The organism is Streptomyces sp. HUAS TT7 (assembly GCF_051550175.1).
GTDB lineage: Bacteria > Actinomycetota > Actinomycetes > Streptomycetales > Streptomycetaceae > Streptomyces.
This window is the reverse complement of the sequence record NZ_CP196175.1, coordinates 5,339,140-5,365,000: the sequence shown is the minus strand read 5'-3', so window position 1 is coordinate 5,365,000 and position 25,861 is coordinate 5,339,140. Positions and strand designations below refer to the sequence as shown.

Below are 25,861 nucleotides of genomic sequence, written 5' to 3'. Positions count from 1 at the left end.
GAGCCTGAAACGCATGACACAGCACTCTGATCACCCCGAGAAGCCCTCCCTCACCCTCCTCGGGCTCGGCGCCATGGGCTCCGCCCTCGCCCGTACCTGGATGGCCGCCGGCCACCCGCTCACCGTCTGGAACCGCAACCCCGCCCGCGCCGCCGCGCTCGCCGCCGAAGGCGCGCGGGTCGCCTGCAGTGCCGCCGAGGCCGTGGCGGCCAACTCCCTCGTCATTGCCTGCCTGTTGGACGACGGCTCCGTCGGTGAAGCCCTTGCGGGGGTGGACCTGGACGGCAAGGACCTCGTCAATCTGACCACCAGCACCCCGGCCCAGGCCCGGGCCCGTGCCGCGTGGGCGCGCGAGCGCGGGGCCCGCTACCTGGACGGCGGGATCATGGCCGTACCGCCGATGATCGGCGTATCCGAAGCGGGTGGTTACGTCTTCTACAGCGGCTCGCGCGAGCTGTTCGAGCGGCATCGGGAGACGCTGGCCGTTCCGGTCGCCACCACCTACGTCGGCGAGGACGCGGGCTTCGCGGCGCTGCACGACGTGGCGCTGCTCAGCGCCATGTACGGGATGTTCGCGGGGGCCGCGCACGCCTTCGCCCTGATCCGCCAGGAGGACATCGACCCCGCCTCGCTCGCCCCGCTGCTCGCCGACTGGCTCGTCGCGATGGCCCCGTCGGTGCACCAGACGGCCGACCACCTCAAGAGCGGTGACTACACCAAGGGGGTCGTCTCCAACCTCGGCATGCAGGTGGCCGGAACTCCGGCCTTCCTCGACACCGCCGAGCAGCAGGGCGTCAGCCCCGAACTGCTCTTCCCCTACTTCGCGTTGATGCGGCAGCGCCTCGCCGAGGGCAGCGGCGAGGAGAGCCTGACCGGCGTGGTCGACCTGCTCCGACGCCGGCCGAATCACTAACCCTGCTGGACCACCGCCGCCTGCGGGCGGATCGGGAGGCGGTTGACCGGGCGGCCGGTCGCGGCGCGGACCGCGGAGGCGATCGCGGCCGGCGAGGTGACCACCGGGACGGCACTCGCGGCCTTAGCACCGAAGGGAGCCACCACGTCCCGCTCCTCGACCAGTTTCACGATGCGGATGTCGGGGGCGTCCAGGGCGGTGGGCAGGGCGTAGCCCGTGAGGTCGGGGTGGCGGATCCGGCCACGTACCGTACGCAGGTTCTCGGTGAGGGCCGCGCCCACGCCCTGGGTCACGCCGGCCTCGATACGGGCCGCGAGCTGGCGGGGGTTGAGGATGCGGCCGACGTCCTGGGCCACGGCGAGTTCGACGACGCGGACCGAGCCGAGCTCGATGTCGACGTCGACCACCGCGCGGATCGCGCAGAACGCGAGGCCCACGAACGCGTCGCCCTGGCCCGTCTCGTCCAGCGGCTCGGTGGGGTGCGGGCGGCACTGGGCGGTGGCCCAGAGTTCCTTGCCGTCCATCGCCTCGGTCACCGTCGTGGACAGCACGCCGTCGTACGAGGTGATCTTGCCGTCGGCGATCTGGAGCAGCTCCGTTGACATGCCGAACTTGTGCGCCAAGGGCTGGAGCAGCTGGGTGCGGACCATCTTGGCCGCGCGCTCGACCGCGCCGCCGGACACCCAGGTGTGGCGGCCGTGGGTGGCGGGGCCCGCCGGGGGCTGGTCGGTGTCGACGGGGGCGACGTGGACCTCGTCGATGCCCAGGGTCTCCTGGACGATCTGGCGGGCAAGGGTGGTGAAGCCCTGGCCGGTCTCGACGGCCGCGCAGATGACCGTGGCGACGCCGTCCTGGACCTTGACGGTGGCCGTGGAGACCTCGTCCGTGCCCTCGGCGCCGAGCATGTGAACCATGCCGAGCGCGTAGCCGACGCCGCGCCGGACCGCGTCCGGCTCGCCCGCGCCCTCGGGGCCGCCCGGCAGCAGCCAGTCGTCCTCGGGGGCGTCCTTGGGCAGCACCGGGAGCGGGAAGTCCCGTACGGCTGCGAGGAGTTCGGCCACCGGGGCCGGGCAGGTCACCGTCTGGCCGGTGGGCAGCAGGTCGCCGGTCGCGAGGGCGTTGCGCATGCGCAGCTCGGCCGGGTCGAGGCCCAACTTCGTGGCCAGCTTGTCCATTTGGCCCTCGTACGCCGCGCACACCTGCATCGCGCCCTCGCCCCGGACGTGCCCGGACGGCGGGTTGTTGGTGCGCACCGCCCAGCCCTCGACGAAGGCGTGCGGCACGACGTACGGACCGCACGCGAACGCGACGGCGGCCGCCAGGGATTCGGAGGAGGCCTCGGCATAGGCACCCGCGTCGAGCAGGATCTGCGCCTCGACCTTGACGAGGCGGCCCTCGGTGTCCGCGTGGTGGCGGTAGCGCAGGAGCGTCGGGTGGCGGTGGGCGTGGCCGAGGAAGGACTCCTCACGGGTCGCGGTCAGCTTGACCGGGCAGCCCGTCTTCAACGCCAGGAGACCCAGGGGGAGTTGGAAGCCCAGGTCCTCGCGGTCGCCGGTCGCGCCGGGCACTCCGGTGACGACGACCTTGACGCGGTCCGGCTCCAGGCCGAAGCAGGCGGCGGCCAGGTCGCGGTCGCTGTGCGGGTCGGTGGAGGCGGTGTACAGCTCGACGCCGCCGTCGGGCCGGGGCACCGCGAGGCCCGCCTCGGCGCCGATCGGGGCCGGGTCCTGGCGGCCGATCCGGTACAGGCCCTCGACGACGACATCGCCGGTGACCTCGGGGTCGCCGTACTGGAGCGGGATGTGCCGGATCAGGTTGCCGTCGGGGTGCAGCGGTTCGGCCGCGAACGCCTTCTCCGGGTCGGTGACCGGTTCGAGCACCTCGTACTCGACGGCGATCGCCGCGGCCGCGAGGCGGGCGGTGTCCGGGTGGTCGGCGGCCACGGCGGCGATGGGCTCGCCGTGGTGGCGTACGAACTCGGCGGCGAAGACGGGCCGGTCGGCGATGCGGCGGCCGAACGCCGGGTCGCCCGGCACGTCGGCGTGGGTCACCACGGACCGTACGCCCGGCATGGCGACGGCGGCCGAGGTGTCGATCGAGACGATGCGGGCGGAGGCGTGCGGGGCGCGCAGCACGGCCGCCCACAGCAGACCCTCGGCCCACAGGTCGGCCGCGTAGGGGAAGGTGCCCTCGGTCTTGGCGCGCGCGTCGACCGGCGCGAGCGACGCGCCGATCCCGTGCGCGGGCGCCTGCTGCTCCGGCGCCGCCGCCGGGGAGGCGCCGTCGACCGTCGCGGTGGCTGCGTCGTTGCTCACGCCATGCCTCCGTCGTGCGTGTGCGGGGGCTTGGCGCTGCCGGCCCCTGGGGGTGCCTGGTGCGGGATGCGGGCCTCCTCGGCGGGGGCCGTCCCGGCCGCCGCGCGGCCCGCCACGACGTCCTTCACCGCGTCGAGGACGCCACGGTAGCCGGAGCAGCGGCACAGGTTGCCACAGAGCGCCTGGCGGGTTTCGAGCTCGGTGGGGGCGTGGTTGCCTTCGAGCAGGTCGTGCACGGTCATGGCCATGCCGGGGATGCAGAAGCCGCACTGCACGGCGCCGCTCTCGGCGAGCGCCCGCTGGACGTCGGAGGGTTCACCGTCGGCGGCAAGCCCCTCGACGGTACGGACCTCGCTCCCGGCGGTGGTCGCCGCGGGCACCAGGCAGGAGGCGACGAGCCGCCCGTCCACCTGGACGTTGCAGGCTCCGCACTCGCCCTGCGAGCACCCGTCCTTGGCCCCGGCGAGCCCGAGCCGCTCGCGCAGCACGTAGAGCAGCGACTCGCCGACCCAGGCCTCGGTGACGGGCCGGTCGGCGCCGTTGACGCGCAGCACGTACGAGGCGCGGGGGTGTTCGAGGTCGGGGGCGGGCGCCGCTTCCACGACGGGCTCGGGGGCGGGGTCGGTGACGGTCCCGGGATCGGCGGCGGCCTCGGGCGCGGGCTGGGGACCCGGCTCCGGCTCGGGCTCCGCTTCGGCCTGGGGCGCGGGGAGTTCGGCCGATTCAGGCGCTTCGGGCGCTTCGGGCGACTTGGCCGCTTCGGGCGTTCCGGGCGCGCCGGGTGCTTCGACCGTTTCGGGCACGGGTTCGGCGGCGGGCGCTTCCGGCAGGGGCTCGGGCGCGCGCACGGCTTCCGGTTCCGGCTGCGGATGCGACGGCGGGTGCGGCTGCTGGACGGCGCCGTCCGCCGATCCGGCCGCATCCGATACGTCCCGTACATCCGGAATGTCGCCAGCGGGCAGCACCGGCTCCGGCGCGGGCTCCTGGACCGCGGGCTCCTGGATCTCAGGCCGGGGCTCGGGCTGGGGCTGCCGGGCCTCGGGCAGTTGGTTCGCCCAGGGGGCGGGCGCGCCGCCGGGGAGGGTGGCGGGCGGGGTCGAGCCCCACTGCTCGATCAGCGAGGAGGTGGTGAACTCGCCCGATTCTTCCGGGAGTTCACCCTCGGCGACCGGGATGGTCCACTGGCCGGTGCCCGCCAGGGAGGGCTCGTCGGCGAAGTTCCACTGGGCGGTGGCGGCCGGGTCGTGGGCGGGCTCCGTCGGGGTCGCGGGCACGGGGGCGGGCGCGGCGGGCTCGGGCCACACCACGGTCTGCGCACCCGGCGCGGGGTCGGCGTCGGGCGCGGGCTGCCCGGTGAGCTCGGTCGGGATGCGCCAGACGCCGGTCGCGCCCGGGTCCGTCGCGGCGGCCGGGGTGAGCGGCACGATCATCGGCGGTACGTAGCCGTGGCCGGGCGCCGCCAGCGGGGCGCCCATCATGTCCATGTCCGGGGGCAGCTGAACGAAGGCCGTGGCGTCGGGCTCGTACTCGCCGCCGTGCGGGACGGGCTCCCAGCCGCCGTGCCGGGGCACCTGGCCGTAGCCGTGCTCGTGTCCGCGCTCGGGCTCGTGCTCGTTGTTCTGGTCGGTCACGACAGCGCCCTCCCCAGTGCTCGTCGGGCCAGCGCGGCGACGGTGCGCCGCAGATGCAGTACGGCCGGCGAGAGGGGCGGTGGCGGTGCGCCGTCCGCGGATGGCGCCGGGTCCGGGATGCAGGCGGCGGCCACGTACTCGCCGAACGCGCCCAGCGCCTCCGGGGCCAGCGCCGCGCGCTCGCCGTCCCAGTCGATGAGCGAGGCGATCCAGCGCTCGGCCTCCAGGGGCCGCAGCGGCATCGGCGCGATGGCGCCGACCGCGCAGCGCACGCCGCGCCGGGCCGGGTCCAGGACGACGGCGACCGAGGCGGTGGCGCGGCCGGGGCCGGTGCGGCCGGTCGCCTTGAGGAAAACTTGGGGAGCGTGCAGCAGCGGCACCCGGACATATCCGATCAACTCGGCCGGCGCGAGCATGTCCCGGCCGGCCAGCAGGTGCGACACGGGGATTTCACGCCGGGCGCCGTCCGGGCCCGCGATGACGAGGGTGGCTTCGAGCGCGGCGAGCACGGGCAGCGCGTCACCGGTCGGGGCGGCGGAGGCGATGTTGCCGCCCAGGGTGCCCGCGTTGCGGATCTGCGGGGGGCCTGCGGCGCGTGCGGCCGCGGCGAGCGCCGGAATGAGCGCCGCGAAGTCCGGGCGCCCCATACGGGCGTGGGTGAGGCCGGCGCCGAGCAGGGCGTGGCCGTCCTGGTACTGCCAGCCGCGGATCTCGTTGATCCGGCCGAGTCCGACCAGACCCGCGGGGCGCAGGAGGCCCCGGTTCACGGCCGCCATCAGATCGGTGCCGCCCGCGACGGGCACGGCGGCAGGCATGGCCGCGAGCGCCGCCACGGCCTCGTCCAGTGAGGCAGGCAGCGTCACGGACTGCGCCGCCTGCGGTGCGTGCGTGGTCAACCCAGCTGCCCCTTCCCGGTGTCCCGGCCGTACCGGCTGTGCCGTCTGTAGCCACCTGCTGATGGCCGTACCGTACGTGCTCACAGCCCGGACGTGGCAACTCTGGCACATCTTCCGGACCGGCCGACGGGAGGGTCCACGAAGCACACTTCCGTCCCCGACCTGGGGAATGTTCCGGTTTGGAAAGCCTTGTACGACTTATGCGGTACGCCTTGTTCCGCACGCCGGGTGTTCGTCACAGCGGTATTCCTCGCAGCCGGACGCGGCCGGGGCGGCCGTGACCAGGGGTCACGCTCCCAGGGACACGGCCTCCGAGCACGCCCTTGAGCCAGGGCTCACCTGTTTGGGGGCGCCCCCTCGATCGGGCGTCCGAGCACACCTGGGCGCTGTTGCCACGGCAACGGGCCGGTGGGCGGACGGTAGTCGACGCCGAGCGCGTCAAGTCGCTTGTAGTGGGCGGTCATTCGCCGCTCGAAATCGGCGAAGTCGCGGTCGGCCGGGGCGGGCAGGGCGCTCCAGGCCACCTCGGCGAAGGCGGCGAGCCGGGGGAACACCTGGTAGTCGACGCGGGACTGGTTCTCCATCACCTCGGTCCACACGTTGGCCTGGGTGCCGAGGACGTGGGCGGCGGCCTCGGGGCCGAGCTGCGGCGGCACGGGCTCGAACCGGTAGACGTCCTCCAGGGTGCGTACGTATCCGATGGGCATGGGCTCGTCCTCGCCGCCGGCCTGGCGGTGGTCGAGGTAGACGTGCTGCTCGGGGCACATCACGACGTCGTGGCCGGCCTCGGCGGCCGCGATCCCGGCGCCGTAGCCGCGCCAGGACGAGACGGCTGCGCCGGGTGCGAGGCCGCCCTCCAGGATCTCGTCCCACCCGATGAGCCGTCGCCCGCGCGCGCTCAGCCAGCTGTCGAAGTGCCGGATGAGCCAGGACTGGAGTTCGTTCTCACCTGCGAGCCCGAGCTCGCGGATCCGCTCCTGTACGAGGTCGGACTTCTGCCACTGCTCCTTGGGGCACTCGTCCCCGCCGATGTGAATGAACGGCGAGGTCTCCTCGGGGAACATCTCCAGCACCTCCTCCAGCACCCCTTCGTAGAAGCGGAGGGTGTTGTCAGTGGGGGCGAGTACGTTCGGATTGACGCCCCAGGTGTCCCAGACGGAGAGGGAGGCGGTGTCGATGACGTCGGTGTTGCCGAGTTCGGGGTACGCGGCGATGGCGGCCTGCGAGTGTCCCGGGATGTCGATCTCGGGGACGACGCGGATATGCCGCTCGGCGGCGTACGCGACGATCTCTCGGATGTCGTCCTGGGTGTAGTAACCCCCGTGCGGCTTCTCGTCCCACAGGGGCGATGCGCGATGCCCCCACTTGGTACGGCTGCGCCAGGCGCCGACGTCGGTGAGCCGCGGATACCGCTTGATTTCGATCCGCCACCCCTGATCGTCCGTCAGGTGGAAGTGAAAAACATTGAGCTTGTGGGCGGCGATGAGATCGAGGTAGCGCAGCACGCCGTCCTTCGGCATGAAGTGCCGCGAGACGTCGAGCATGAGCCCGCGCCAGGCGAAGCGGGGCCCGTCTTCGACGCTGACCCCGGGGAGGTCCCAGTGCCGGGTGCTCTCCAACGGGGCCCGGCGGAAGGCATCCGGCCCGAGCAGCTGACGGAGCGTCTGCATCCCCCGGAACACGCCGGCCGCGCTGCCGCCCTCGATGAGCACGGCGACGTCCTCGACGGAGCGGTCCGTGGAGAGCCGGTATCCCTCCGGGCCGTGCCGCCCCGCGACCTCCGGGCTGATCCGCAGCACGATGCGGTCCTGCCCGACGGAGCCGTCGGGGAGCGGCAGCCCGGTGGCGGCCCCGACGGTCCCTCGCAGGAGAGCGGCGAGGGGTTCGGTGCCGGGGGTGGTGTGGAGGGTGGTGTGGGGGTGCAGGGGGTGGCGGGTGGGGGGCGTGGTGCGGGGGTTCAGGGTGCTGCTGGGAGCGGGGGTGAGGCTGCTGGGAGCGGGAATGAGGCTGTGGATGTCCGTGTCCATGTGGATGTCCATGTCGATGTCCGTGAGGTCCTTTCGTGCGGTGTGGTGCGGTGTGTCGGGTGCGGCTTTCTCCTTCCCCACCCCGCCCCTCCCCGACCGTGACACTCTGCGGCTCCGCCGCGTGGCTCCGGTGGATCCGGGTGACCTGCGGCCCGGCGGTCGACACTGGGGGCTCTGCCCCCAGACCCCCGCTCCTCAAGCGCCGGAGAGGCTGGATTTTGCCGCTGGGAGGGTGCTGCTGAGGTGCGAAGCCCCAGGCGGGGGCCGGGGGGGGGAGAGCCCCCGAGAGGGGCGCAGGGGACACAGTCCCCGCCGGGGCCTGGCGTGCCGCCCCAGGGCTCGGCCTCTCCACCCCCGTCACGGCATGGGGGTCCCCCCTCCGCTCCTTAAGAACTTGGGGGAGGGTGGGCGAATTCCCCGGGGGTGCAGGGGGCAGAGCCCCCGCAAGGGGTCTGGGAGCGCAGCCCCCAGAAGCCGAACCATCCAACCCCTGAGCAACGGGCGGGTGGGTGGGCAAACCCCCCGGGGTCCGGGGCGGAGCCCCGAAGGGGGCGAGGGGCGCAGCCCCAGGGGCCGAACCATCCGACCCCTTGCACGGGTGGGTGGGTGGGCAAGCCCCCCGGGGGCCCAAGGCAGAGCCCACGCACCCCCACCCGCCCCGGGGCCCCCGAAACCGGCGGAGCCAAGCCTCACTTGACCGCACCCCCCACCCCCGAAACCAACCGCCGCTGGACCAGCACGAAGAACACCAGCACCGGCAGGGTCATCACCGTGGACGCCGCCATGATCCCGCCCCAGTCGTTCTCGTCCGGCTTGAAGAAGACGAGCAGCGCCATCGGCAGCGTGGACTGCGACGTGTCGCTGATGATGAACGACTTCGCGAACAGGAAGTCGTTCCAGGCCGAGATGAAGGAGAAGACGCTCGTCGCGACCAGCCCCGGAAACACCAGCGGGAACAGGATCTGCCAGAGGAACCGCGTGCGGCTCGCCCCGTCCAGCGCCGCCGCCTCCTCCAGTGCCACCGGCACCCCCTTCACGAACCCCCGCAGCATCCAGATCGCGAAGGGCAGCGAGAAGGCCAGGTGCGGCAGGATCAGCGAGCCAAGCGTGTTGAGCTGGCCCAGATCCCGCATCAGGAAGAACAGCGGGATCGTCAGCGCCTCGACCGGCACCATCTGCGCCACCAGGAACATGATCAGCAGCGTGGTGCGGAACTTGAACCGGAAGCGCGTCACGGCCGTCGCCGCCAGGAAGGCGATCAGGGCCGAGAGCAGCACCACCGAGCCCGCCACCACGAGGCTGTTGAGGAAGTACCGCCCGAAGTCCTGCTGCGTGAAGACCCGGCGGAAGGAGTCGAGGGAGGGGGACAGCGTCCAGGGCCTGGGGTGCGCCGACTGCACCTCCCCCGCCGGTTTGAACGCCGAGAGCACCATCCAGTAGAGCGGGAAGGCGACCACCAGCGCCGCCACCAGCGCGACCGCCTCGGCAGCCAACCGCCCCGGACGGCGGACACGTACGAGACTCAACTCTCCTCCCCCCGCCCCCGCAGCACCCGCAGATACACCAGCGTCGCCGCGAGCAGGATCAGCAGCATCACCACGCCGATCGCCGAGCCGAGGCTGTACTGCGAGGACGCGAACGCCTTCTGGTACGCGTACACGTTCAGGACCAGGTTCTGGCCCGCGATCCCGCCCCCGTTCGTCATGACGTAGATCTGCGTGAACACCTTGAAGTCCCAGATGACGGACTGGATCGTGACGACCGTGAGGATCGGCCGCAGCATCGGGACCATGACAGAACGCCAGATCCGCCACTGCGAGGCCCCGTCCAGCGCGGCCGCCTCCAGGACCTCGCCCGGGATCGCGCGGATCCCGGCGTACACCGTGACCATCACGAACGGGAAGGAGCACCACACCACTTCGAGCAGCACGAGGAGGAACGCGCTGTAGCGGCCGTACGTCCACGAGTGGTCGCCGAGGCCCAGAACCCGGTTGACCGGGCCGAAGTCAGGGTCGAACAGGAACATCCACACCGTCGAGCCGGTGATCGCGGGCGTCGCCCACGCGCCGAGCGCGGCCAGCATCAGCGCGAGCCGGGGCAGCGCCCTAACACGCGTGAGCAGCACCGCGAGCACACAGCCCACCGCGAGAGTGCTCAGCACACAGGCCGCCGCGAAGAAGACCGTGGCGAGCAGCACCGACCAGAACTGGCTGTCCGAGAAGAGTGCGGAGTAGTTTCCGAAGCCCTGGAAGCTGGTCGGCTGACCGCCGCTGACCTGGGCCTGGGTGTACTCCAGGAAGGAGATCAGGCCGAGTTGGCAGATCGGGTAGACGAGGAGCGCGCCGAGGACGGCGAGCGCGGGGGCCAGGTACAGCCACGGGGTCCAGCCCGCCTGCCGGTGCGAGCGGCGGCCCGGCGCCGGCTTCGTCACGGGCACCCGTACGGCGTCCCGCGTGGCAGTCGCGGGGCTCAACCCGCCGCCCCGAACACGTCGTTCATCTTCTTCGCCGCGTCCGCCGACGCCTTCGCGACGTCCTTCTTGCCGCTGACGATCTCCTGGAACATCGTCGGCAGCACGAGCGAGGAGTCGATCTGGCCCCAACCGGGCGACGCGGGAACGGACTTGGCGCCCGCTGCCAGGCTGCGCACGAACGGATCGACGAACGGCTGCTTCTTCGCGACCTCCGCCCGCACGTCGGTGTACGTCGGCAGGAAGCCCATCGCGTCGAACAGCTCGCGCTGGGTGGCCTTGCCTGCGAGCCGCTCCATGAGCCCGACCGCGAGCGTGCGGTGCGAACTGCTCTTCAGTACGCCGATGTTGTTGCCGCCCGCGAAGGCCGGGGCGACCGAGCCCGGTGCGATGCCCGGCAGCGGCACGACCGCGTACTTGCCCTTGACGGTGCCCGCCTCGACGGCGGCGTGGTTGAAGTCGCCGCCGATCGCCATGGCCGCCTTGCCGTTCGCGAAGGCGGTGACGGTGGCGTTGCCGCCCATCTGCGCGCACTTGGCGGCGGGGCAGTTGGCGTCGCCGAAGAGCGAGGTGTAGGCCGCGATGCCCTTGCGGGCGGGCTCGCTGTCGATCGCCGAGGTGTATTTCCCGCCGTTCTCGGTGGCCAGTTCACCACCGCCCGCCCAGAGGAACGGCAGCGCGCCGTAGGTATAGGCGCCGCCCACCGCGAGCCCGTACAGGCCGGGCTTCACCTGGTGGATCTTCTTCGCTGTCGCGATCAGTTCGTCCTGCGTCCTCGGCACGGCGAGGCCGAGGTCCTTGAGGACGTCGGTGCGGTAGTAGAGGGCGCGTACGCCCACGAACTGCGGGGCTCCGTAGACCTTTCCGCCCACGGTGACGGACTGCTTCGCCGTCGGATCGGCGTCCTTCGCCTCGGGCCAAGCCGCGAACTCGGCGCTCACATCGGCGAGTCCGCCGTCCTTCACGTAGCCGGCCGTGTCGGTGTTGCCGTACTCGATCAGGTCGGGCGCGGAGGCGGGGTCGTTGAAGGCGGCCTTGATCTTCTGGGCGCGGGTGTCGACGGGTATGTACTCGACCTGCACGTCGGCGCCCTTGTGGGCCTGCTCGAAGGCTGCCACGGCCTTGTCCACCACCCGTTGTTTGGGGCCGTTGCTCACCTCCTGGAAGAGCCAGACCCGCAGGGTGCCGCTCTTGTCGTCGCTCTTGGCGCTGTTGTCGGACGTCTGCGGGGCGCAGGCGGCCAGGCCGGCGAGGGCAAGTGCCGCCAGCGGCAGGGCAGTCAGAGCAGTTCGGGCAGTTCGGGCAGCGAGCTTCACGGCAGAGATCCTCCCCATGGCCGTTGCAACATACGCAACGAGCGTTTCGCATACTGCACAACAGGGAGGAGGTTATGGCGGAGGCAAAGCCCCCGGCAAGAGGTCTGGACAACCCGGCACACACAAAACGGCCCCCTGGGTGTGCGTCACGCACACCCAGGGGGCCGCCGGGGGCTGCCTCAGCCCGGACCGCCTACTCGTCCGGCACTACTTCTCCGGCACTACTTCTTGTCCTTGCCGCCCTTGTCCTTGTCCTTGTCGCCACCGGCGCCCATGGACTCGTAGATCTCCTTGCACATCGGGCAGACCGGGTACTTCTTCGGGTCGCGCCCCGGCACCCAGACCTTGCCGCAGAGCGCGACGACGGGCGTGCCGTCCAGCGCGCTCGCCATGATCTTGTCCTTCTGGACGTAGTGGGCGAAGCGCTCGTGGTCGCCGTCGCCGTTCGACACCTGGGGTGTCGGCTCTACGAGGGTCCCCGTACCTGCCCCGCGCTCGGGCTCAAGAGTGCTCATAACCACCAAGGGTACTGAAGGCAACCGGATTGGGTGGAGGCGCGTCGCCGGGGCGTCAATTGAGCGAGGGATCGTCCGGATAGGTGGCGACCATCGCGAGCTCGCTGCGCTGGCGGCGCAGCACCGCCCGCCACAGGCTCTCGGGTTCCGGGGACGAGACGTCACCGGGCTCCGACTCGACCACGTACCAGGCGCCGTCGGTGAGCTCGTCCTCCAGCTGGCCGGGGCCCCAGCCCGCGTACCCGGCGAAGATCCGCAGCGAGCCGAGGGCAGCCGCGAGCAGTTCGGGCGGCGCCTCCAGGTCGACCAGGCCGATCGCCCCGTACACCCGCCGCCAGCCGAGCGGGCCCTCGTCGCCGGGGATGACGGCGACGCCGAGGGCCGAGTCGAGCGAGACCGGGCCGCCCTGGAAGACCACGCCGGGCTCGCCGGCCAGTCCCGCCCAGGACTCCAGGATGTCGCCGACGCCGACGGGGGTGGGCCGGTTCAGGACCACGCCGAGCGTGCCCTCCTCGTCGTGGTCGAGGAGCAGCACCACCGCGCGGTCGAAGTTCGGATCCGCGAGCGCGGGGGTCGCGACGAGCAGCCGCCCTGTGAGCGAGGACACCTCGGTCATGCGGACATGATCCCGCATAACCCTGCCGTTCGGATAGGAAGGTGCCGCGCGAAGCGCGACGTTGAGGGGTGGCGGTCGGGTGACGGGCGGGCGCACGGCAGCAAGGGGACCTCTTCCCTCGTGCGCCCCCGGAGGAGGACCGGGGTACGTGACGCTGCGCTGAACTCCCTGCGCGGAGCGTGCTGTAGCGAATTCATTACCTCTCTGAACCCTCCTCGGCCTTATGGGGCAGGGGTGAAAGCCCCTTACCCTTTATCCCTGCCCCTTGCCCGACCACTCCGGAACGCGAGATTCATGACCGGCACAGACGATGTACTGCTTGTCCACGGCGGAACCCCGCTCGAGGGCGAGATCCGCGTCCGCGGCGCGAAGAACCTCGTGCCGAAGGCGATGGTCGCCGCCCTTCTCGGCAGCGGCCCGAGCAGACTGCGCAATGTGCCCGACATCCGCGACGTGCGCGTCGTACGGGGCCTGCTGCAGCTGCACGGCGTCACCGTCCGCCCCGGCGACGAGCCGGGCGAGCTGATCCTCGACCCGTCCCACGTCGAGTCCGCCAACGTCGCCGACATCGACGCGCACGCGGGTTCCTCGCGGATCCCGATCCTGCTGTGCGGCCCGCTCCTGCACCGCCTGGGCCACGCCTTCATCCCGGGCCTCGGCGGCTGCGACATCGGCGGCCGGCCCATCGACTTCCACTTCGAGGTGCTGCGCCAGTTCGGCGCGACCATCGAGAAGCGCGCGGACGGCCAGTACCTGGAGGCCCCGCAGCGCCTTCGCGGCTGCAAGATCCGGCTGCCCTACCCCTCGGTCGGCGCGACCGAGCAGGTGCTGCTGACCGCGGTGCTCGCGGAGGGTGTGACCGAGCTCTCCAACGCCGCGGTCGAGCCGGAGATCGAGGACCTCATCTGCGTACTGCAGAAGATGGGCGCGATCATCGCCATGGACACCGACCGGACGATCCGCGTCACCGGTGTCGACAAGCTCGGCGGCTACACCCACCGCGCCCTCTCGGACCGCCTGGAGGCCGCCTCCTGGGCGTCCGCCGCGCTGGCGACCGAGGGCAACATCTACGTCCGCGGCGCCCAGCAGCGCTCGATGATGACGTTCCTGAACACCTACCGGAAGGTCGGCGGCGCCTTCGAGATCGACGACGAGGGCATCCGCTTCTGGCACCCCGGCGGCTCGCTCAAGTCCATCGCCCTCGAAACGGACGTGCACCCCGGCTTCCAGACCGACTGGCAGCAGCCGCTGGTCGTCGCCCTCACCCAGGCCACCGGCCTGTCCATCGTCCACGAGACGGTGTACGAGTCGCGGCTCGGCTTCACCTCGGCGCTGAACCAGATGGGCGCGCACATCCAGCTGTACCGCGAGTGCCTGGGCGGCTCGGACTGCCGCTTCGGCCAGCGCAACTTCCTGCACTCCGCGGTCGTGAGCGGCCCCACGAAGCTCCAGGGCGCCGACCTGATCATCCCGGACCTCCGGGGCGGCTTCTCGTACCTCATCGCCGCCCTGGCGGCCCAGGGCACGTCCCGCGTCCACGGCATCGACCTGATCAACCGCGGCTACGAGAACTTCATGGAAAAACTGGAGAGCCTCGGCGCGAAGGTCGAGCTCCCGAACGGTTCGCTGGTCTGACCCCTCCGCCCCGGCACCGGCCCTGCCAGGGGCGCGGGGAACTGCGCGACCAGCCGTCCACGGCCTGCGGCCAAAGGCGGGTTTAGGGGCGCGGGGAACTGCGCGAGGGCCGTCCGCGGCCCGCGGGCGAAAGCGGCCCTGGACGCATAAAAGGGCGGCCACTCCGGAAACCCGGGGTGGCCGCCCTTCGCGTTGCTGCTAAGCGCCTTGCAAAGCCAAGGAAGCTTACTTGCCCTTGGCGGCTTCCTTGAGCTTCGAGCCCGCCGAGACCTTCACGCTGTAGCCGGCCGGGATGTTGATCGGGTCGCCGGTCTGCGGGTTACGAGCGGTACGAGCGGCACGGTGGGTGCGCTCGAAGGTCAGGAAGCCGGGGATGGTGACCTTCTCGTCGCCCTTGGCGACGATCTCGCCGACGGTCTCGGCGAGAGCGGCCAGCACGGCGTCGGCGTCCTTGCGGGTCACCTCGGCGCGGTCGGCCAGCGCGGCCACCAGCTCACTGCGGTTCATGTTCTTACTCCCGTGTTCTTCTTGCCTGTGAGGCGTGCCACGCGGCGGAAGCCGCATGTTGGGTACAGCGAAGCCGATGCTGCCAGGGCCCTCGGACAGTCCCCGCACCCGGGTCACGACCCTCGCGTCCATGGGGGTCCCCCCTGGACGAAGTCCTTGGGGAAGCATCCTGCCCCCACCTACGGCGGGAAAGCCAATCCGGCACCCTCCCGAGTCACCCTGAGTCACACGAAAAGCGCCACTGCCTCGTCGAGGTGACGCTCCGTCGACAGGGTGAGAACTCCCGGGCCGGGGCCGGTGCGGATGCGGGTCATGGTCCGTCACCCTAAGGGGGCGTTACTGGGCCCGCATCCCGCGACGCGCCGGAGCTCAGGCCGACGTGGGCGCCGTCACAGCGCCCCCGGCGGCCTTGGCGGCGTTGCGGACGGCTCCCGCGACCGCTCCGGCGACCTTGTCGTTGAAGACCGACGGGATGATGTAGTTCGCGTTGAGCTCGTCCTCGGCGACGACGTCCGCGAGCGCACCGGCCGCGGCCAGCATCATCTCGGTGTTGACCGTGCGGGACTGGGCGTCCAGGAGGCCCCGGAAGACGCCGGGGAAGACCAGCACGTTGTTGATCTGGTTGGGGAAGTCCGAGCGGCCGGTGGCCACAACTGCCGCGCTCTGGCGGGCGATCGCGGGGTCGACCTCGGGGTCCGGGTTCGCGAGCGCGAACACGATCGCGCCGTCGGCCATCGCCGCGACGTCGTCGCCGTTGAGAACGTTGGGGGCGGAGACGCCGATGAAGACGTCGGCGCCGACCACGGCCTCCTTGAGCGTGCCGGTCAGGCCCTCGGGGTTGGTGTTGTCGGCGATCCAGCGCAGCGCGGACTCGGGGCTCGCGCTGATCAGGTCGTCGCGCCCGGCGTGCACCACGCCGTGGATGTCGGCGACGACGGCGTTCTTGACACCGGCCGCGAGCAGCAGCTTGAGGATGGCGGTACCGGCCGCGCCGGCGCCGGACATGACGACGCGTACGTCGCCAATTCCCTTGCCCACCACGCGAAGTGCGTTGGTCAGCGAGGCGAGCACCACGATCGCGGTGCCGTGCTGGTCGTCGTGGAAGACGGGGATGTCGAGGGCCTCGCGCAGGCGGGCCTCGATCTCGAAGCAGCGGGGCGCGGAGATGTCTTCGAGGTTGATGCCCGCGAAGCCGGGGGCGATCGCCTTGACGATCTCGACGATGGCGTCGGTGTCCTGGGTGTCCAGGCAGATCGGCCACGCGTCGATGCCGGCGAACCGCTTGAAGAGGGCCGCCTTGCCCTCCATGACGGGCAGCGCGGCCATCGGGCCGATGTTGCCGAGGCCGAGCACCGCGGAGCCGTCCGTCACGACTGCGACGGAGTTGCGCTTGATGGTGAGGCGGCGGGCGTCCTCGGGGTTCTCGGCGATCGCCATGCACACGCGGGCCACGCCCGGGGTGTAGATCATGGAGAGGTCGTCACGGTTGCGGATGGGGTGCTTCGACTGCATCTCGATCTTGCCGCCGAGGTGCATCAGGAACGTACGGTCGGAGACCTTGCCGAGGGTGACGCCCTCGATGCCGCGCAGCTTCTCGACGATCTCGTCGGCGTGCGAGGTGGAGGTGGCCGCGATGGTGACGTCGATCCGCAGCTTCTCGTGGCCGGAGGCGGTCACGTCGAGGCCGGTCACCGACCCGCCGGAGGACTCCACGGCGGTGGTGAGCTGGGAGACCGCCGTGCCGCTGGCGGGCACCTCAAGGCGGACCGTCATCGAGTACGAGACGCTGGGCGCCGTTGCCATGACCGTGTTCCTCTGCTTTCCCTAGCTTCGTTGCTAGCACCGCCCCGGCTGTGGCGCGGCGGTGCCATCCGATGGTCGCACCTACTGGCTGGTAGCCGATAATGGACGACCCTTTTCGGAAAGTTGTTTCCACCATACGAGAAAGTGGTGGTCGGGCGGAAGACCCTTACGGAGACCTGCCGAGGGCCCGCACCAACGACAACAGGCCCACGCCATCCAAAGATGACGTGGGCCTGTCGCTCACGTTAATGACACCGACCCGCCATGCTCGCCTCGCGGCAAGTGGTCGCTCTGAGCGACTAAGGTTGGGCCCGGGGGCTTGGATCGAGCCGGTGCCTCACCCAGGCTAACAAACCACCCCGGCAAGTGATCCCCGCATCGCGAGTTGACCCCGAATTTAATCGCGGAGCAGGTCGGGCACCCCGTCCGCGTCGGGCTCGTCCCGCTCGCCGGAGACGACCGTGAGCTGTTGCGTCGCCCGGGTCAACGCCACGTACAGCACCCGCAGTCCGGCCGGGGACTCGTCCGCGATCTCGGCCGGGGAGACGACCACCGTGGCGTCGTACTCCAGGCCCTTGGCCTCCAGGCTGCCGAGCGCCACGACCCTGTCGCCGAGCCCCGCGAGCCACCGCGCGGCCTGTTCGCGGCGCCGCATCGCGACGACCACGCCGACCGTTCCGTCGACCTGGTCGAGCAGCCGCGCCGCCTCCTCCCGTACGGAGCGGGCGAGGTCGCCGTCGCGTACCACCGCGAACCGCGGCCGCACACCCGTCGAGCGGACGGCGGCCGGGGACTTCATGCCCGGCATGGCGAACGCCAGTACCTTGGCGGCCAGTTCGGCGATCTCGGCCGGGTTGCGGTAGTTGACGGTCAGCTCGAAGCGGCGGCGCGGGCGGCTGCCCAGCGCCTCGTCGCGGGCCTCGGCGGCCTCGTCCGGGTCGGACCACGAGGACTGTGCCGGGTCGCCCACGACCGTCCAGGTGGCGGTGCGCCCGCGCCGGCCGACCATCCGCCACTGCATGGGGGTGAGGTCCTGCGCCTCGTCGACGATGACGTGCGCGTACTCGGTACGTTCCTGGGCGAGCCGCTCGGCGCGCTCGCGCTGGGTCTCCTCGCGGTGCGGCATCAGCTCTTCGAGGCCGGTGAGCGCGTCGAGCGGGTCGTACTCGCGCTTCTTCTTCGGCCGGGCCGGGGCGCCGAGCAGCGTCTCCAGCTCGTCGAGCAGGGCCACGTCGTGCACCGAGAAGGCGCCTTCGGCGGTGCGCACGAGCGAGCGGGCCAGGCGGCGCACCTCGCCCTGGTTGAGGACCCGGCGGGCCCAGCGCGACAGGCGCTTCTCGTCGGCCATCGCGGCGAGCACCCCGCGCGGGGTCAGCTCCGGCCACCACGCGTCGAGGAAGGCGATGAAGGCGTCCTCGGAGGTGATGTCGTCGTCGAAGGAGGAGCGCAGTTCGGCGGCGAGCTCGGGGTCGGTGTGGCGGCCGTTCGCGCCCGACTTCGACCACAGGGCGTCGAGCAGCAGCCTGCGGGCGCGCGGGCGCAGCAGGTTGACGGGCGCGGTGCCGCCGAGCACGTTCTGGCGGATGCGCCGCAGCTCCTCGCCCTCCAGCTCGATGCGCGCGCCGAAGGCGACGACGCGCAGCCGCTGGCCGGGCTGCTGGGCCGGCGCATCGTCACCGAGGGCCAGCTGCTCCCCGCCGCGCCGACGGGACCTCCTGGGCTGCTCCCCCGGCCCTTCCAGGGCGCCCCTGGCGGCCCTGCGCAGGACGTGGAGCATCCGCGAGGAGCCCTTGATCCGGGCGACCGCCGGGTCGTCGTACTCGGTGGCCTCCGCGCCGTCCACGAGGTTGCCTACCGCACGGATCGCGACCTGGCCCTCCTCGCCGAGCGAGGGCAGCACGCCCTCGGTGTAGGCGACGAGCAGCGGGGTCGGCGAGACGATCAGGATGCCGCCCGCGTAGCGGCGCCGGTCCTGGTAGAGGAGGTAGGCCGCGCGGTGCAGCGCGACCGCCGTCTTGCCGGTGCCGGGGCCGCCCTCGACGTACGTCACCGAGGCGGCGGGCGCCCGGATGACCAGGTCCTGCTCGGCCTGGATGGAGGCGACGATGTCCCGCATGGTGTGGCTGCGGGCCTGGCCGAGCGCGGCCATCAGGGCGCCGTCGCCGATCACGGGCAGCTCGGCGCCGTTCAGGGTCGCCTTGAGCTCCGGGCGCATCAGGTCGTCCTCGACGCCGAGCACCTTGCGGCCCTTGGAGCGGATGACCCGGCGGCGCACGACGCGGCCCGGGTCGACCGGCGTCGAGCGGTAGAAGGGCGCCGCGGCCGGCGCCCGCCAGTCGATCACCAGCGGCGAGTAGTCGGCGTCCAGGACGCCGATCCGGCCGATGTGCAGGGTCTCGGCGATGTCGGCCGTGCCGTCGGGGCGCACGGCGTCCTCGGCCGGGTCGACCGAGGTGTACGCGCCGTCCGGGCCCTTCTTGCCGTCCTTGCCGAGCAGCAGGTCGATCCGGCCGAAGAGGAAGTCCTCGAACTCGTTGTTGAGCCGGTTGAGATGGACCCCTGCCCTGAAGACCTGGGCGTCGCGTTCGGCGAGCGCGCCGGGCGTGCCGACCTGCCCGCGCTTGGCGGCGTCGTTCATCAGGAACTCCGCCTCGTGGATCTTCTCCTCCAGGCGGCGGTACACCTGGTCGAGATGTACCTGTTCCCCAGCGATCTCGCGTTCCCGGACCGAATCCATAGCGGATTCGGCGGTACCGGAAGCGGTATCGACAGCGGCATCCTGCGCGGCCACCGAGGCCCCCTTCTGACGTGCATTGGGCAGCCGTCAACCGTACGCGAAGGGGGACCCGATGTCAGGCCACAATTCGGTGCCGAACCGCATGTCGGGACGGTTGTCCCGCCGCGCGGCTCAGGCCGGGACGTCCACGAGCGCCTTCCCGTCGAAGGTACGGACCTCGAAGTGGTCGATCTGGTCGCGGTTCATCGCGGTGCCGCCGTGCACGTACAGCGGATACTTCGCCGACTCGTGCGGGCTGTCCTTGATCCCGTAACCCCAGTTGGGCACCGCCCAGGACGTGACGGTCTCCTGCTCGCCGTTCTTGCCGACCGCGATCAGGCTGCACTTGAGCGGGCCCTTGACGTTCTTGAGCTCCAGGACGGTGTGGGTGCCCCACGCCTTCGCCTCGGTGCCGACGGTCGCGGTGACGTCGGTCTTCGGGTCGGTCGCGGAGACCTTCTGGGTCATGTGGTTGAAGAAGGCGTCCTCGGCCGGGCTGGTCGGGTGCGCCTCGGCGCTCTGGTGGGTGCCGGTGTCGCCGGAGGTCGCCACCACCGCGATCGCCGGGCCGCCCACGATCAGCGCGGCCGCGGCCGCCACCAGGTACGTGGTACGCCGGCGGCGCTTGGCACGCTGGGCCGCGACCTCGTTGATCAGGTTCGCGGCCATGCTGGGCGGCGCCGGGCGCAGCGGCTGGGCGGCGGGGCCCGGGAACTCCTTGAGGGTGGCCAGCATCGGCTCCATGCCGGCCAGGCCGTCGAGTTCGGCCGCGCACAGGTCGCAGTCCGCGAGGTGCGCTTCGAAGGCGGTGGCCGCGGCGTCATCCAGGATGCCGAGCGCGTACGCGCCGACAGCCTCGTGCAGCGAGCCTTCCGCGTGTTCCCCGGTCGTCATGTCGTCACCCCCCGTTCCTCCAGTGCGAGTTTCATGGAGCGCAGGGCGTAGAAGACGCGGGACCGCACGGTCCCGCTGGGTACGCCGAGCGCCTGGGCCGCCTCATTGACCGTACGTCCCTTGAAGTACGTCTCGACGAGGGCCTCCCGGTGAGCCGGGGTGAGGTCGTCGAGCGCATCGGAGAGGGTCATCAGCCACAACGCCTTGTCGATCTCGTCCTCCGCGGGCATGACCTCCAGCGGCGACGGATCGACCTCCTGCGGCCGGGCCTGCCGGCTGCGGTGGCCGTCGATGACGATGCGGCGCGCGACCGTCACCAGCCAGGGGCGGACCGAACCGGTGGCCCGATTGAGCTGACCGGCGTTCTTCCAGGCACGGATGAGCGTCTCCTGCACGACGTCCTCGGCCCGCTGCCGGTCGCCGGCCACGAGGCGCATGACGTACCCGAGCAGCGGCCCCGCGTGCTCGCGATACAGCGCCCGCATCAGCTCCTCGTCGGGCACGGAGCGGTGCTTGGCCCCTCGCGGACGGTCATCGGCCACGGCGGCATCCTTGCGCAACCGGCACCTCCAGGTCGAGACCATCCCGGCGCGCGGCTGCGGGCCGGTTCATCTCTCCATACGGGCGGTTGTCGGGATCCATTCAAACGCGGGGCGATTTTCTTCGCGCGGGTCTCTCAGGGCGCGGCGACGCGGCGCCGGTGCCGGGCCACCCGCTCGCGGTTTCCGCACACCTCGCTGGAGCACCAGCGGCGCCGGCGCCCGCGCGATGTGTCGAGATAGAGCAGCCGGCAGTTGTCGCCCTCGCACTGGCGGAGCCGGGCCCGGGCCTCGGGGTCGGTGAGCAGGTCGACGGCGTCCCGGGCGACCGCGGCGAGCAGCGCGCCGCACTCGGGGGCGCGGCTCAGGGTGCGTACGAGTCCGCCGTCGGCGCCCCGGATCGCGCGGACGCCCGGGGGCGGCGCGGCCGCGAGCGCGTTGACGCGGTCGAGGGCGGCGGGCGCGCCGTCTGCGGGTCCACCGAGTTCGGCGTTGATCAACTGGCCGATGCAGTACCGGAGTTCGATGAATCTGACCGGCCAGTCGCGGCCGAGCCCAGTGAGCGGGGTGCCGCACGGGACCAGACCGGCGCGGATCAGCCACTGGCCCAACTGTGCGGTGCTGTCGAGCTGTTCCCTCTCGTACGCCCCGGTCGCCAGCAGATCCAGACAGATCCGCCCCGGGTCGAACCGCACCATGCGCCTGTCACCGCCTAGGGGTTACCGGTGAGTGCCACCCCCCAGAGTGCCCGCCCCGGGCCTCCCCCGGAACCCCTCCTACCGGGCGGTTACCGGCGCGAGGGGAACCGACGCCGGCGTCCGCTCCCCGCAGCGGAGCCGCACCCTTCACCGATCGCGCCTCAGAACTCGAAGTGCGGCACCTTGAAACCCTTGGGCAGCTTCGCATCGTTGGCGCAGCCCACGGTCGGCCCGACGGTCATGGTCCCCTGGTTCGGCTTGGCGTCCCCGGGCATCACCACGTTCGGCCGGTCGGTCGTCGAGCATTCCTGCGTCTGCTTGATGCTGTAGTTGCCGTTCTTCTTGTCGATGTGAACGGTCTCGCTCTTGTGAATGCAGGTGGTCTCACCCGCGGGGGAGGTCTGGCACTCGCCCTTGGGCTTGAGCTGCTCGGCGTGCGCCTGCGTGGCGCCGACGCAGATCACGGCGAGACTTCCGATGAGCCCCGAGACGGTTGCGATCTTCTGCCGACTGAACATGTGCTGCGTTCCTTTGCAATCGAGGCCCGGGCGCCTACGCCATGGATTCGGCGTGCACCCGAGCCTTGGGGGAATTCGAAATACGACGACGGCAGCGGTGCAGCCCGGGCGCGCACCCTGGCGGGTTTGTTGCGCGTCCGGGCTGCCCTTGCCGTTGAGGGTGTTGTCCGGCGCACCGTCGAGCAATCCGAGCCGATCCAGGGGACGGACATTCGAATCGCGCGACCCGCATTGCGGTGTTCTGCCGGATATCGATACGCCTTGTGGGGCTCAGTGCGGCGCGAGATAGCGAATTCCCCGACCCGCGACCGCTGCGGCTACGGCCGCAGCTCCCCGAAATGTGCGCACCGAGCTCGGGGAATTTCTTTACTGACCTTCGCCGTCCTGGCCGTGGTCCCCACCCTGGTCGCCACCGTGGTCGCCACCGTGGTCCCCACCGTGGTCGCCGTGCTCCTGGCCGTAGCTGACGCCGGCACCGTTCTCCGGGGCGAACACCGGCGCGCCACCCCGGCCGTGGTGCTCGTCGCCGTCCCAGCCACCGCCACCGTTGTTGGCCACCGCATTGGCCTGCGAGGAAGCCACCGCGGTGACCCCGCCGTCGTGGGCGAAGCTGACGCCGGCGCCGAGGATGGACAGCCCCGCGACCGCTGCGGCTACGGCCGCAGCCCGCTGAAACTTGCGCATAATTCGACTCTTCCCTATCTAGGTGTGAAGCCCTGACCGGACTACTTAATGTGAGCATATACACACGGAGTGTGGTCATCTGGGATCTTTGGCTCCTTTCCGTGAGCCGTGTCGGCCATGGCGAGGTGCCCTTCGTCCACCGTGGATCCGAAGGGAATTGAGGGAGCTCGGTCGTGCTCACCGCTCCCCCGGGAAACGACATTTCCCCGGGGGTGAGTCACGGGCAGTGGGAGACGGTCACTCGTTTGCCCGCCGGACCGGAAACGGCGGATGGCCGGACCCGGTCGCCCGGTCCGGCCATCCGCCGTCAAAAAGGTGAGGAAAGGCGTCGGAGTATTCCGACCCCGCACTCAGCTCATCAGGCCAAGGGGATTGATACCCGGCTCCTCGCCCCTTTCGGGCCCCGGGTTGGTGGGGGAACAGGTCACCTCGGGGCCGATCTTCATGTTCCCGCGGTTCAGCAGGCCCACGACGGGCAGCGACAGGGGCTCCGAGGGCACACAGCCCTGCGCCTGACGGAGGATGTACCCGCCACCCTCGGGCGTGCTGCCGACGTACCGCTGGATGCAAGTGGTGCCGCCCTGGGAGTCGTGGCTGCACACGCCCGCCCCTTCCGCGGCGTACGCCTGGGTGGCACCGGTGCAGGTCACGACAAGGCCGCCGAGAAGCCCCGAGACGGCTGCGATCTTCTTCGCACTGAACATGTGATGCGTTTTCCTTTGTGAGGGGCGCCGGGGCGCCGCGAACCGTCCGCGCCGGGCCCTGGGCAGACCGGAGATCCGGGCTCCAGCGTCCGACCCATGTCCGGGACGTTCGGGTCCGTTTCGCTTACGAAGTGAAGGGCTTGCCTGTCGCAGGCACGGTTACTGCAGTCGGCGGCCTCACGCTCCGGGTGGCCGCACATGAACGGGCCCCCTCGGGGGTGACCCCGAAGGGGCCCGCGGAAAGCGTCGGGCTCGCTTACGCCGCCGACTTCACTTGGTGAATGCGTTGTTGAACTGGCCGCAGGTGGTGCCCAAGGTGTCGGAGAGGCCGAGCACGCTGAGCGGGGTATTGGCCTCGGCCCCCGCCTGCGGGCTGCACTCCTGGTAGGGGCGGTAGTGGTCGTTCTGGTGCACGCCCTCATGGGCGGAGGCGGTACCGGCGCCGGCGCCGACTGCGGCCAGACCGCCAGCCGCCGCCACTGCTGCGATCATGGCCTGCTGAAACTTACGCATGGAACCTCGGTCCTCCATTGCCTGTACATCGAGGTTGATTGCCCACCGTTACCGGTTGAACACAAACAGTAACGATGCACCTCCCCAGAGGGTGCGCCCTCTCGTCGACAATGACTCTGCGTGCACTCGAACAACACGGCACCCTCGAATTCGAACCGCTCATGGACCGAGGCGTGTCGGCCGGTGCCGACGGATGCCCGGTGGACCGATTGGCTCACAGCCGCCGATCACTCAATCCACTCAAAAGTGGTAACACATCATGTTCCGGGTGTCTCCGTTCGCGCTCGCGGCTTTCCCTTGAACGGGTCCGCCCGATCCGGGCTCCAACTGCGAACGGAGACGCCCGTGCGAATCACCGACATCCAGCGTTGCGAGGTCCGGCCCGGACGGCTCGTCGAGTGGGCGCTCAGTCCGGCGACCGTCGCCGCGGCGGCCGACCTTCCGGAGGACCCCCGGCCGCCCGCGTACCTCCAGGAGTCGCACATCAGGACCGCCCAATCGGTGCACGAGGACGGCCTGTTCGTGCCGACCTGGATCGGTACGGCATTCGACATTCCGGGCACGGTCGACCTCGACGCGCTGCAGGACGCGCTGCGCGGCTGGACGCTGAGGCACGAGACGCTGCGCAGCGGCTTCCGCTGGGACGGCGACGTGATGCGCCGGTTCACGCTCGACACCGAGGCCGTGTCGCTCCACCGCGAGGACATCGGCGACTTCCCCGACGCGGAGCAACTCGTCGAGCATCTCCAGAACCGTTTCGACACCGTCGCGAACGCGCTGCGCTGGCCCAACTTCCTCTATGCGGCGGTCATCAGGGACGACTGCACCAGCGTGTACATCGCCTTCGACCACAGCAACGTCGACTCCTACTCCATCCAGCGCATCCCCGCCGAGATGAGCGAGCTCTACGCCGCGGCCGTCGAGGGCCGCCCCGCCAAGCAGTCGCCGGTCAGCAGTTACGTCGACTTCTGCGAGATCGAGCGGGCGGACGCGGACCGGATCGACAGCAGCCACGCGATCGTGGGCCGCTGGCGGGAGTTCATCAAGCGGTGCAACGGGAAACTGCCCAACTTCCCCGTCCCGCTCGGCCTGGAGCCCGGTGGCCCGCTGCCCACGCAGAAGCTCATGAGCGAGATGCTCGTCGACGCGGACTCCGTCGCGGCGTTCGAGGCGTACTGCCGGCCCTTCGGCGGCAGCCTGGTCGGCATGCTGGCCGCCACCAGCCTCATCGTCAACGAGATCGGCGGGCAGCCCGTCTACCGCGCCGTCGTTCCCTTCCACACCCGCGTCAAGTCCAAGTGGTCCGACTCCGTGGGCTGGTACGTGGGTGGTGCGCCCATCGAGGTCCCCATCGACGAGGCGCCCGACTTCCTCGGCGCCCTGAAGGTCGTACGCGCCGAGCTGCAGGCCAACAGGTCGCTGGCACGCATGCCGCTGGCCAGGGTGCTGCGCCTGCTCGGCTCGGACTTCCGCCCTACCTCGCCCGACCTGTACTCGATCGTCTCGTTCGTCGACGCACGGGGCATCTCCGGTGCGGAGCGCTGGGACGAGCTGGCGGCCTACGGGCTGGTGCGCGTGTCCTACGGCGACCAGGTCTGCATCTGGCTGAACCGGCTCCACGAGGGCCTGTGGTTCACCTGCCGCTACCCCGACACCGACATCGCGTACAAGAACATGCGGCTGTACACGGAGCGGTTGGGGGACGTCATCCTCGAAGTGGCGCGCGAGCAACGCGCCCGCGAACTCGCACCGCACGATCTCGCCGGGTGACCGGTCCACGACATCCCTCGTGCCGGCCACCGCCGACACGAGGGACAGGGCTCCTCCCGACCCGCCCCCGACGACGCCACCGCCGCCGCCGGGGGCACCGTGCTGCAACTCCCCGGACACG

22 protein-coding genes are annotated in these 25,861 nt (G+C 71.1%); 3 read left to right on the top strand and 19 right to left on the bottom strand.

Annotated elements, in window-relative coordinates; translation table 11 throughout:
- Positions 1-13 precede the first annotated feature (13 nt).
- Positions 14-913, top strand: coding sequence for an NAD(P)-dependent oxidoreductase (locus ACSHXC_RS24195; protein ID WP_438293609.1), 900 nt, complete (start codon positions 14-16; stop codon positions 911-913).
- Here ACSHXC_RS24195 and ACSHXC_RS24190 read toward each other — a convergent pair.
- From ACSHXC_RS24190 to ACSHXC_RS24150, 9 genes are all read right to left on the bottom strand, one after another.
- Positions 910-3,228, bottom strand: a complete 2,319-nt coding sequence (locus ACSHXC_RS24190; protein ID WP_438293608.1) for a xanthine dehydrogenase family protein molybdopterin-binding subunit — start codon at positions 3,226-3,228, stop codon at positions 910-912. The two genes, ACSHXC_RS24195 and ACSHXC_RS24190, sit on opposite strands and share 4 nt — an antisense overlap.
- Positions 3,225-4,859, bottom strand: coding sequence for a 2Fe-2S iron-sulfur cluster-binding protein (locus tag ACSHXC_RS24185; protein ID WP_438293607.1), 1,635 nt, complete (start codon positions 4,857-4,859; stop codon positions 3,225-3,227). The genes ACSHXC_RS24190 and ACSHXC_RS24185 overlap by 4 nt, the downstream gene beginning before the upstream one ends.
- On the bottom strand, positions 4,856-5,755 hold the full coding sequence (locus ACSHXC_RS24180) for an FAD binding domain-containing protein (RefSeq protein ID WP_438293606.1): 900 nt from the start codon (positions 5,753-5,755) through the stop codon (positions 4,856-4,858). Before ACSHXC_RS24180 ends, ACSHXC_RS24185 begins: the two co-directional genes overlap by 4 nt.
- Before the next feature lie 335 nt (positions 5,756-6,090).
- The gene (locus tag ACSHXC_RS24175) at positions 6,091-7,794 is read right to left on the bottom strand and encodes a beta-N-acetylhexosaminidase (protein WP_438296791.1); all 1,704 of its coding nucleotides are present in this window, start codon (positions 7,792-7,794) and stop codon (positions 6,091-6,093) included.
- Positions 7,795-8,471: 677 nt separating this feature from the next.
- Complete coding sequence (locus ACSHXC_RS24170; RefSeq protein ID WP_438293605.1) at positions 8,472-9,308, bottom strand: carbohydrate ABC transporter permease; 837 nt, start codon at positions 9,306-9,308, stop codon at positions 8,472-8,474.
- Positions 9,305-10,219, bottom strand: a complete 915-nt coding sequence (locus tag ACSHXC_RS24165) for a carbohydrate ABC transporter permease (protein WP_438296789.1) — start codon at positions 10,217-10,219, stop codon at positions 9,305-9,307. Before ACSHXC_RS24165 ends, ACSHXC_RS24170 begins: the two co-directional genes overlap by 4 nt.
- Before the next feature lie 32 nt (positions 10,220-10,251).
- Positions 10,252-11,568: an extracellular solute-binding protein gene (locus ACSHXC_RS24160; protein WP_438293604.1), complete on the bottom strand. Its 1,317-nt coding sequence runs from the start codon at positions 11,566-11,568 to the stop codon at positions 10,252-10,254.
- Positions 11,569-11,789: 221 nt separating this feature from the next.
- Positions 11,790-12,083: a DUF3039 domain-containing protein gene (locus tag ACSHXC_RS24155; protein WP_100578609.1), complete on the bottom strand. Its 294-nt coding sequence runs from the start codon at positions 12,081-12,083 to the stop codon at positions 11,790-11,792.
- A gap of 55 nt (positions 12,084-12,138) precedes the next feature.
- Positions 12,139-12,699 carry a YqgE/AlgH family protein gene (locus ACSHXC_RS24150; RefSeq protein ID WP_053727200.1) on the bottom strand — a complete coding sequence of 187 codons (561 nt, stop codon included), beginning with the start codon at positions 12,697-12,699 and terminating at the stop codon, positions 12,139-12,141.
- Between the two features lie 294 nt (positions 12,700-12,993).
- Here ACSHXC_RS24150 and murA point away from each other — a divergent pair, with 294 nt between their 5' ends.
- Entirely contained in the window at positions 12,994-14,334 is a 1,341-nt protein-coding gene (gene murA / locus ACSHXC_RS24145) for a UDP-N-acetylglucosamine 1-carboxyvinyltransferase (RefSeq protein ID WP_189966167.1), read from the top strand.
- Between the two features lie 225 nt (positions 14,335-14,559).
- On the opposite strand, the gene ACSHXC_RS24140 is transcribed toward murA, so the two are convergent.
- The 10 genes from ACSHXC_RS24140 to ACSHXC_RS24095 all read right to left on the bottom strand — a co-directional run bounded on the left by ACSHXC_RS24140 (position 14,560) and on the right by ACSHXC_RS24095 (position 23,970).
- Positions 14,560-14,841, bottom strand: a complete 282-nt coding sequence (locus tag ACSHXC_RS24140) for an HU family DNA-binding protein (RefSeq protein WP_003968811.1) — start codon at positions 14,839-14,841, stop codon at positions 14,560-14,562.
- A 369-nt stretch (positions 14,842-15,210) separates the two neighbouring features.
- Positions 15,211-16,644, bottom strand: a complete 1,434-nt coding sequence (locus ACSHXC_RS24135) for an NAD-dependent malic enzyme (protein WP_438293603.1) — start codon at positions 16,642-16,644, stop codon at positions 15,211-15,213.
- A gap of 397 nt (positions 16,645-17,041) precedes the next feature.
- Positions 17,042-19,381, bottom strand: a complete 2,340-nt coding sequence (locus ACSHXC_RS24130) for a HelD family protein (RefSeq protein ID WP_438296787.1) — start codon at positions 19,379-19,381, stop codon at positions 17,042-17,044.
- A gap of 171 nt (positions 19,382-19,552) precedes the next feature.
- The gene (locus ACSHXC_RS24125) at positions 19,553-20,314 is read right to left on the bottom strand and encodes an anti-sigma factor family protein (RefSeq protein WP_438293602.1); all 762 of its coding nucleotides are present in this window, start codon (positions 20,312-20,314) and stop codon (positions 19,553-19,555) included.
- Positions 20,311-20,898, bottom strand: coding sequence for a sigma-70 family RNA polymerase sigma factor (locus ACSHXC_RS24120; RefSeq protein ID WP_078966511.1), 588 nt, complete (start codon positions 20,896-20,898; stop codon positions 20,311-20,313). Before ACSHXC_RS24120 ends, ACSHXC_RS24125 begins: the two co-directional genes overlap by 4 nt.
- A gap of 92 nt (positions 20,899-20,990) precedes the next feature.
- Positions 20,991-21,551: a CGNR zinc finger domain-containing protein gene (locus tag ACSHXC_RS24115; RefSeq protein ID WP_438293601.1), complete on the bottom strand. Its 561-nt coding sequence runs from the start codon at positions 21,549-21,551 to the stop codon at positions 20,991-20,993.
- Positions 21,552-21,712: 161 nt separating this feature from the next.
- On the bottom strand, positions 21,713-22,069 hold the full coding sequence (locus tag ACSHXC_RS24110) for a hypothetical protein (protein WP_438293600.1): 357 nt from the start codon (positions 22,067-22,069) through the stop codon (positions 21,713-21,715).
- A gap of 366 nt (positions 22,070-22,435) precedes the next feature.
- Positions 22,436-22,753 (bottom strand): hypothetical protein, encoded by a 318-nt coding sequence (locus tag ACSHXC_RS24105; RefSeq protein WP_438293599.1) that lies wholly within the window; start codon positions 22,751-22,753, stop codon positions 22,436-22,438.
- Positions 22,754-23,103: 350 nt separating this feature from the next.
- Positions 23,104-23,457 carry a hypothetical protein gene (locus ACSHXC_RS24100; protein WP_438293598.1) on the bottom strand — a complete coding sequence of 118 codons (354 nt, stop codon included), beginning with the start codon at positions 23,455-23,457 and terminating at the stop codon, positions 23,104-23,106.
- Positions 23,458-23,727: 270 nt separating this feature from the next.
- The gene (locus ACSHXC_RS24095) at positions 23,728-23,970 is read right to left on the bottom strand and encodes a hypothetical protein (RefSeq protein WP_399492994.1); all 243 of its coding nucleotides are present in this window, start codon (positions 23,968-23,970) and stop codon (positions 23,728-23,730) included.
- A gap of 345 nt (positions 23,971-24,315) precedes the next feature.
- Between ACSHXC_RS24095 and ACSHXC_RS24090 the strand changes: the two genes are divergently transcribed.
- Positions 24,316-25,740, top strand: coding sequence for a condensation domain-containing protein (locus ACSHXC_RS24090; protein WP_438293597.1), 1,425 nt, complete (start codon positions 24,316-24,318; stop codon positions 25,738-25,740).
- Positions 25,741-25,861: the final 121 nt, after the last annotated feature.

What these genes read in the sequence shown, in the direction of transcription:
- ACSHXC_RS24150 (WP_053727200.1), bottom strand. Translation starts at nt 12,699, where the DNA reads ATGACCGAGGTGTCCTCGCTCACAGGGCGGCTGCTCGTCGCGACCCCC.
- ACSHXC_RS24095 (WP_399492994.1), bottom strand. Translation starts at nt 23,970, where the DNA reads ATGCGTAAGTTTCAGCAGGCCATGATCGCAGCAGTGGCGGCGGCTGGC.
- ACSHXC_RS24120 (WP_078966511.1), bottom strand. Translation starts at nt 20,898, where the DNA reads ATGGTCTCGACCTGGAGGTGCCGGTTGCGCAAGGATGCCGCCGTGGCC.
- ACSHXC_RS24135 (WP_438293603.1), bottom strand. Translation starts at nt 16,644, where the DNA reads ATGGCAACGGCGCCCAGCGTCTCGTACTCGATGACGGTCCGCCTTGAG.
- ACSHXC_RS24100 (WP_438293598.1), bottom strand. Translation starts at nt 23,457, where the DNA reads ATGTTCAGTGCGAAGAAGATCGCAGCCGTCTCGGGGCTTCTCGGCGGC.
- ACSHXC_RS24175 (WP_438296791.1), bottom strand. Translation starts at nt 7,794, where the DNA reads ATGGACATCCACATGGACACGGACATCCACAGCCTCATTCCCGCTCCC.
- murA (WP_189966167.1), top strand. Translation starts at nt 12,994, where the DNA reads ATGACCGGCACAGACGATGTACTGCTTGTCCACGGCGGAACCCCGCTC.
- ACSHXC_RS24105 (WP_438293599.1), bottom strand. Translation starts at nt 22,753, where the DNA reads ATGCGCAAGTTTCAGCGGGCTGCGGCCGTAGCCGCAGCGGTCGCGGGG.
- ACSHXC_RS24130 (WP_438296787.1), bottom strand. Translation starts at nt 19,381, where the DNA reads ATGGATTCGGTCCGGGAACGCGAGATCGCTGGGGAACAGGTACATCTC.
- ACSHXC_RS24115 (WP_438293601.1), bottom strand. Translation starts at nt 21,551, where the DNA reads ATGGTGCGGTTCGACCCGGGGCGGATCTGTCTGGATCTGCTGGCGACC.
- ACSHXC_RS24125 (WP_438293602.1), bottom strand. Translation starts at nt 20,314, where the DNA reads ATGACGACCGGGGAACACGCGGAAGGCTCGCTGCACGAGGCTGTCGGC.
- ACSHXC_RS24155 (WP_100578609.1), bottom strand. Translation starts at nt 12,083, where the DNA reads ATGAGCACTCTTGAGCCCGAGCGCGGGGCAGGTACGGGGACCCTCGTA.
- ACSHXC_RS24140 (WP_003968811.1), bottom strand. Translation starts at nt 14,841, where the DNA reads ATGAACCGCAGTGAGCTGGTGGCCGCGCTGGCCGACCGCGCCGAGGTG.
- ACSHXC_RS24195 (WP_438293609.1), top strand. Translation starts at nt 14, where the DNA reads ATGACACAGCACTCTGATCACCCCGAGAAGCCCTCCCTCACCCTCCTC.
- ACSHXC_RS24110 (WP_438293600.1), bottom strand. Translation starts at nt 22,069, where the DNA reads ATGTTCAGTCGGCAGAAGATCGCAACCGTCTCGGGGCTCATCGGAAGT.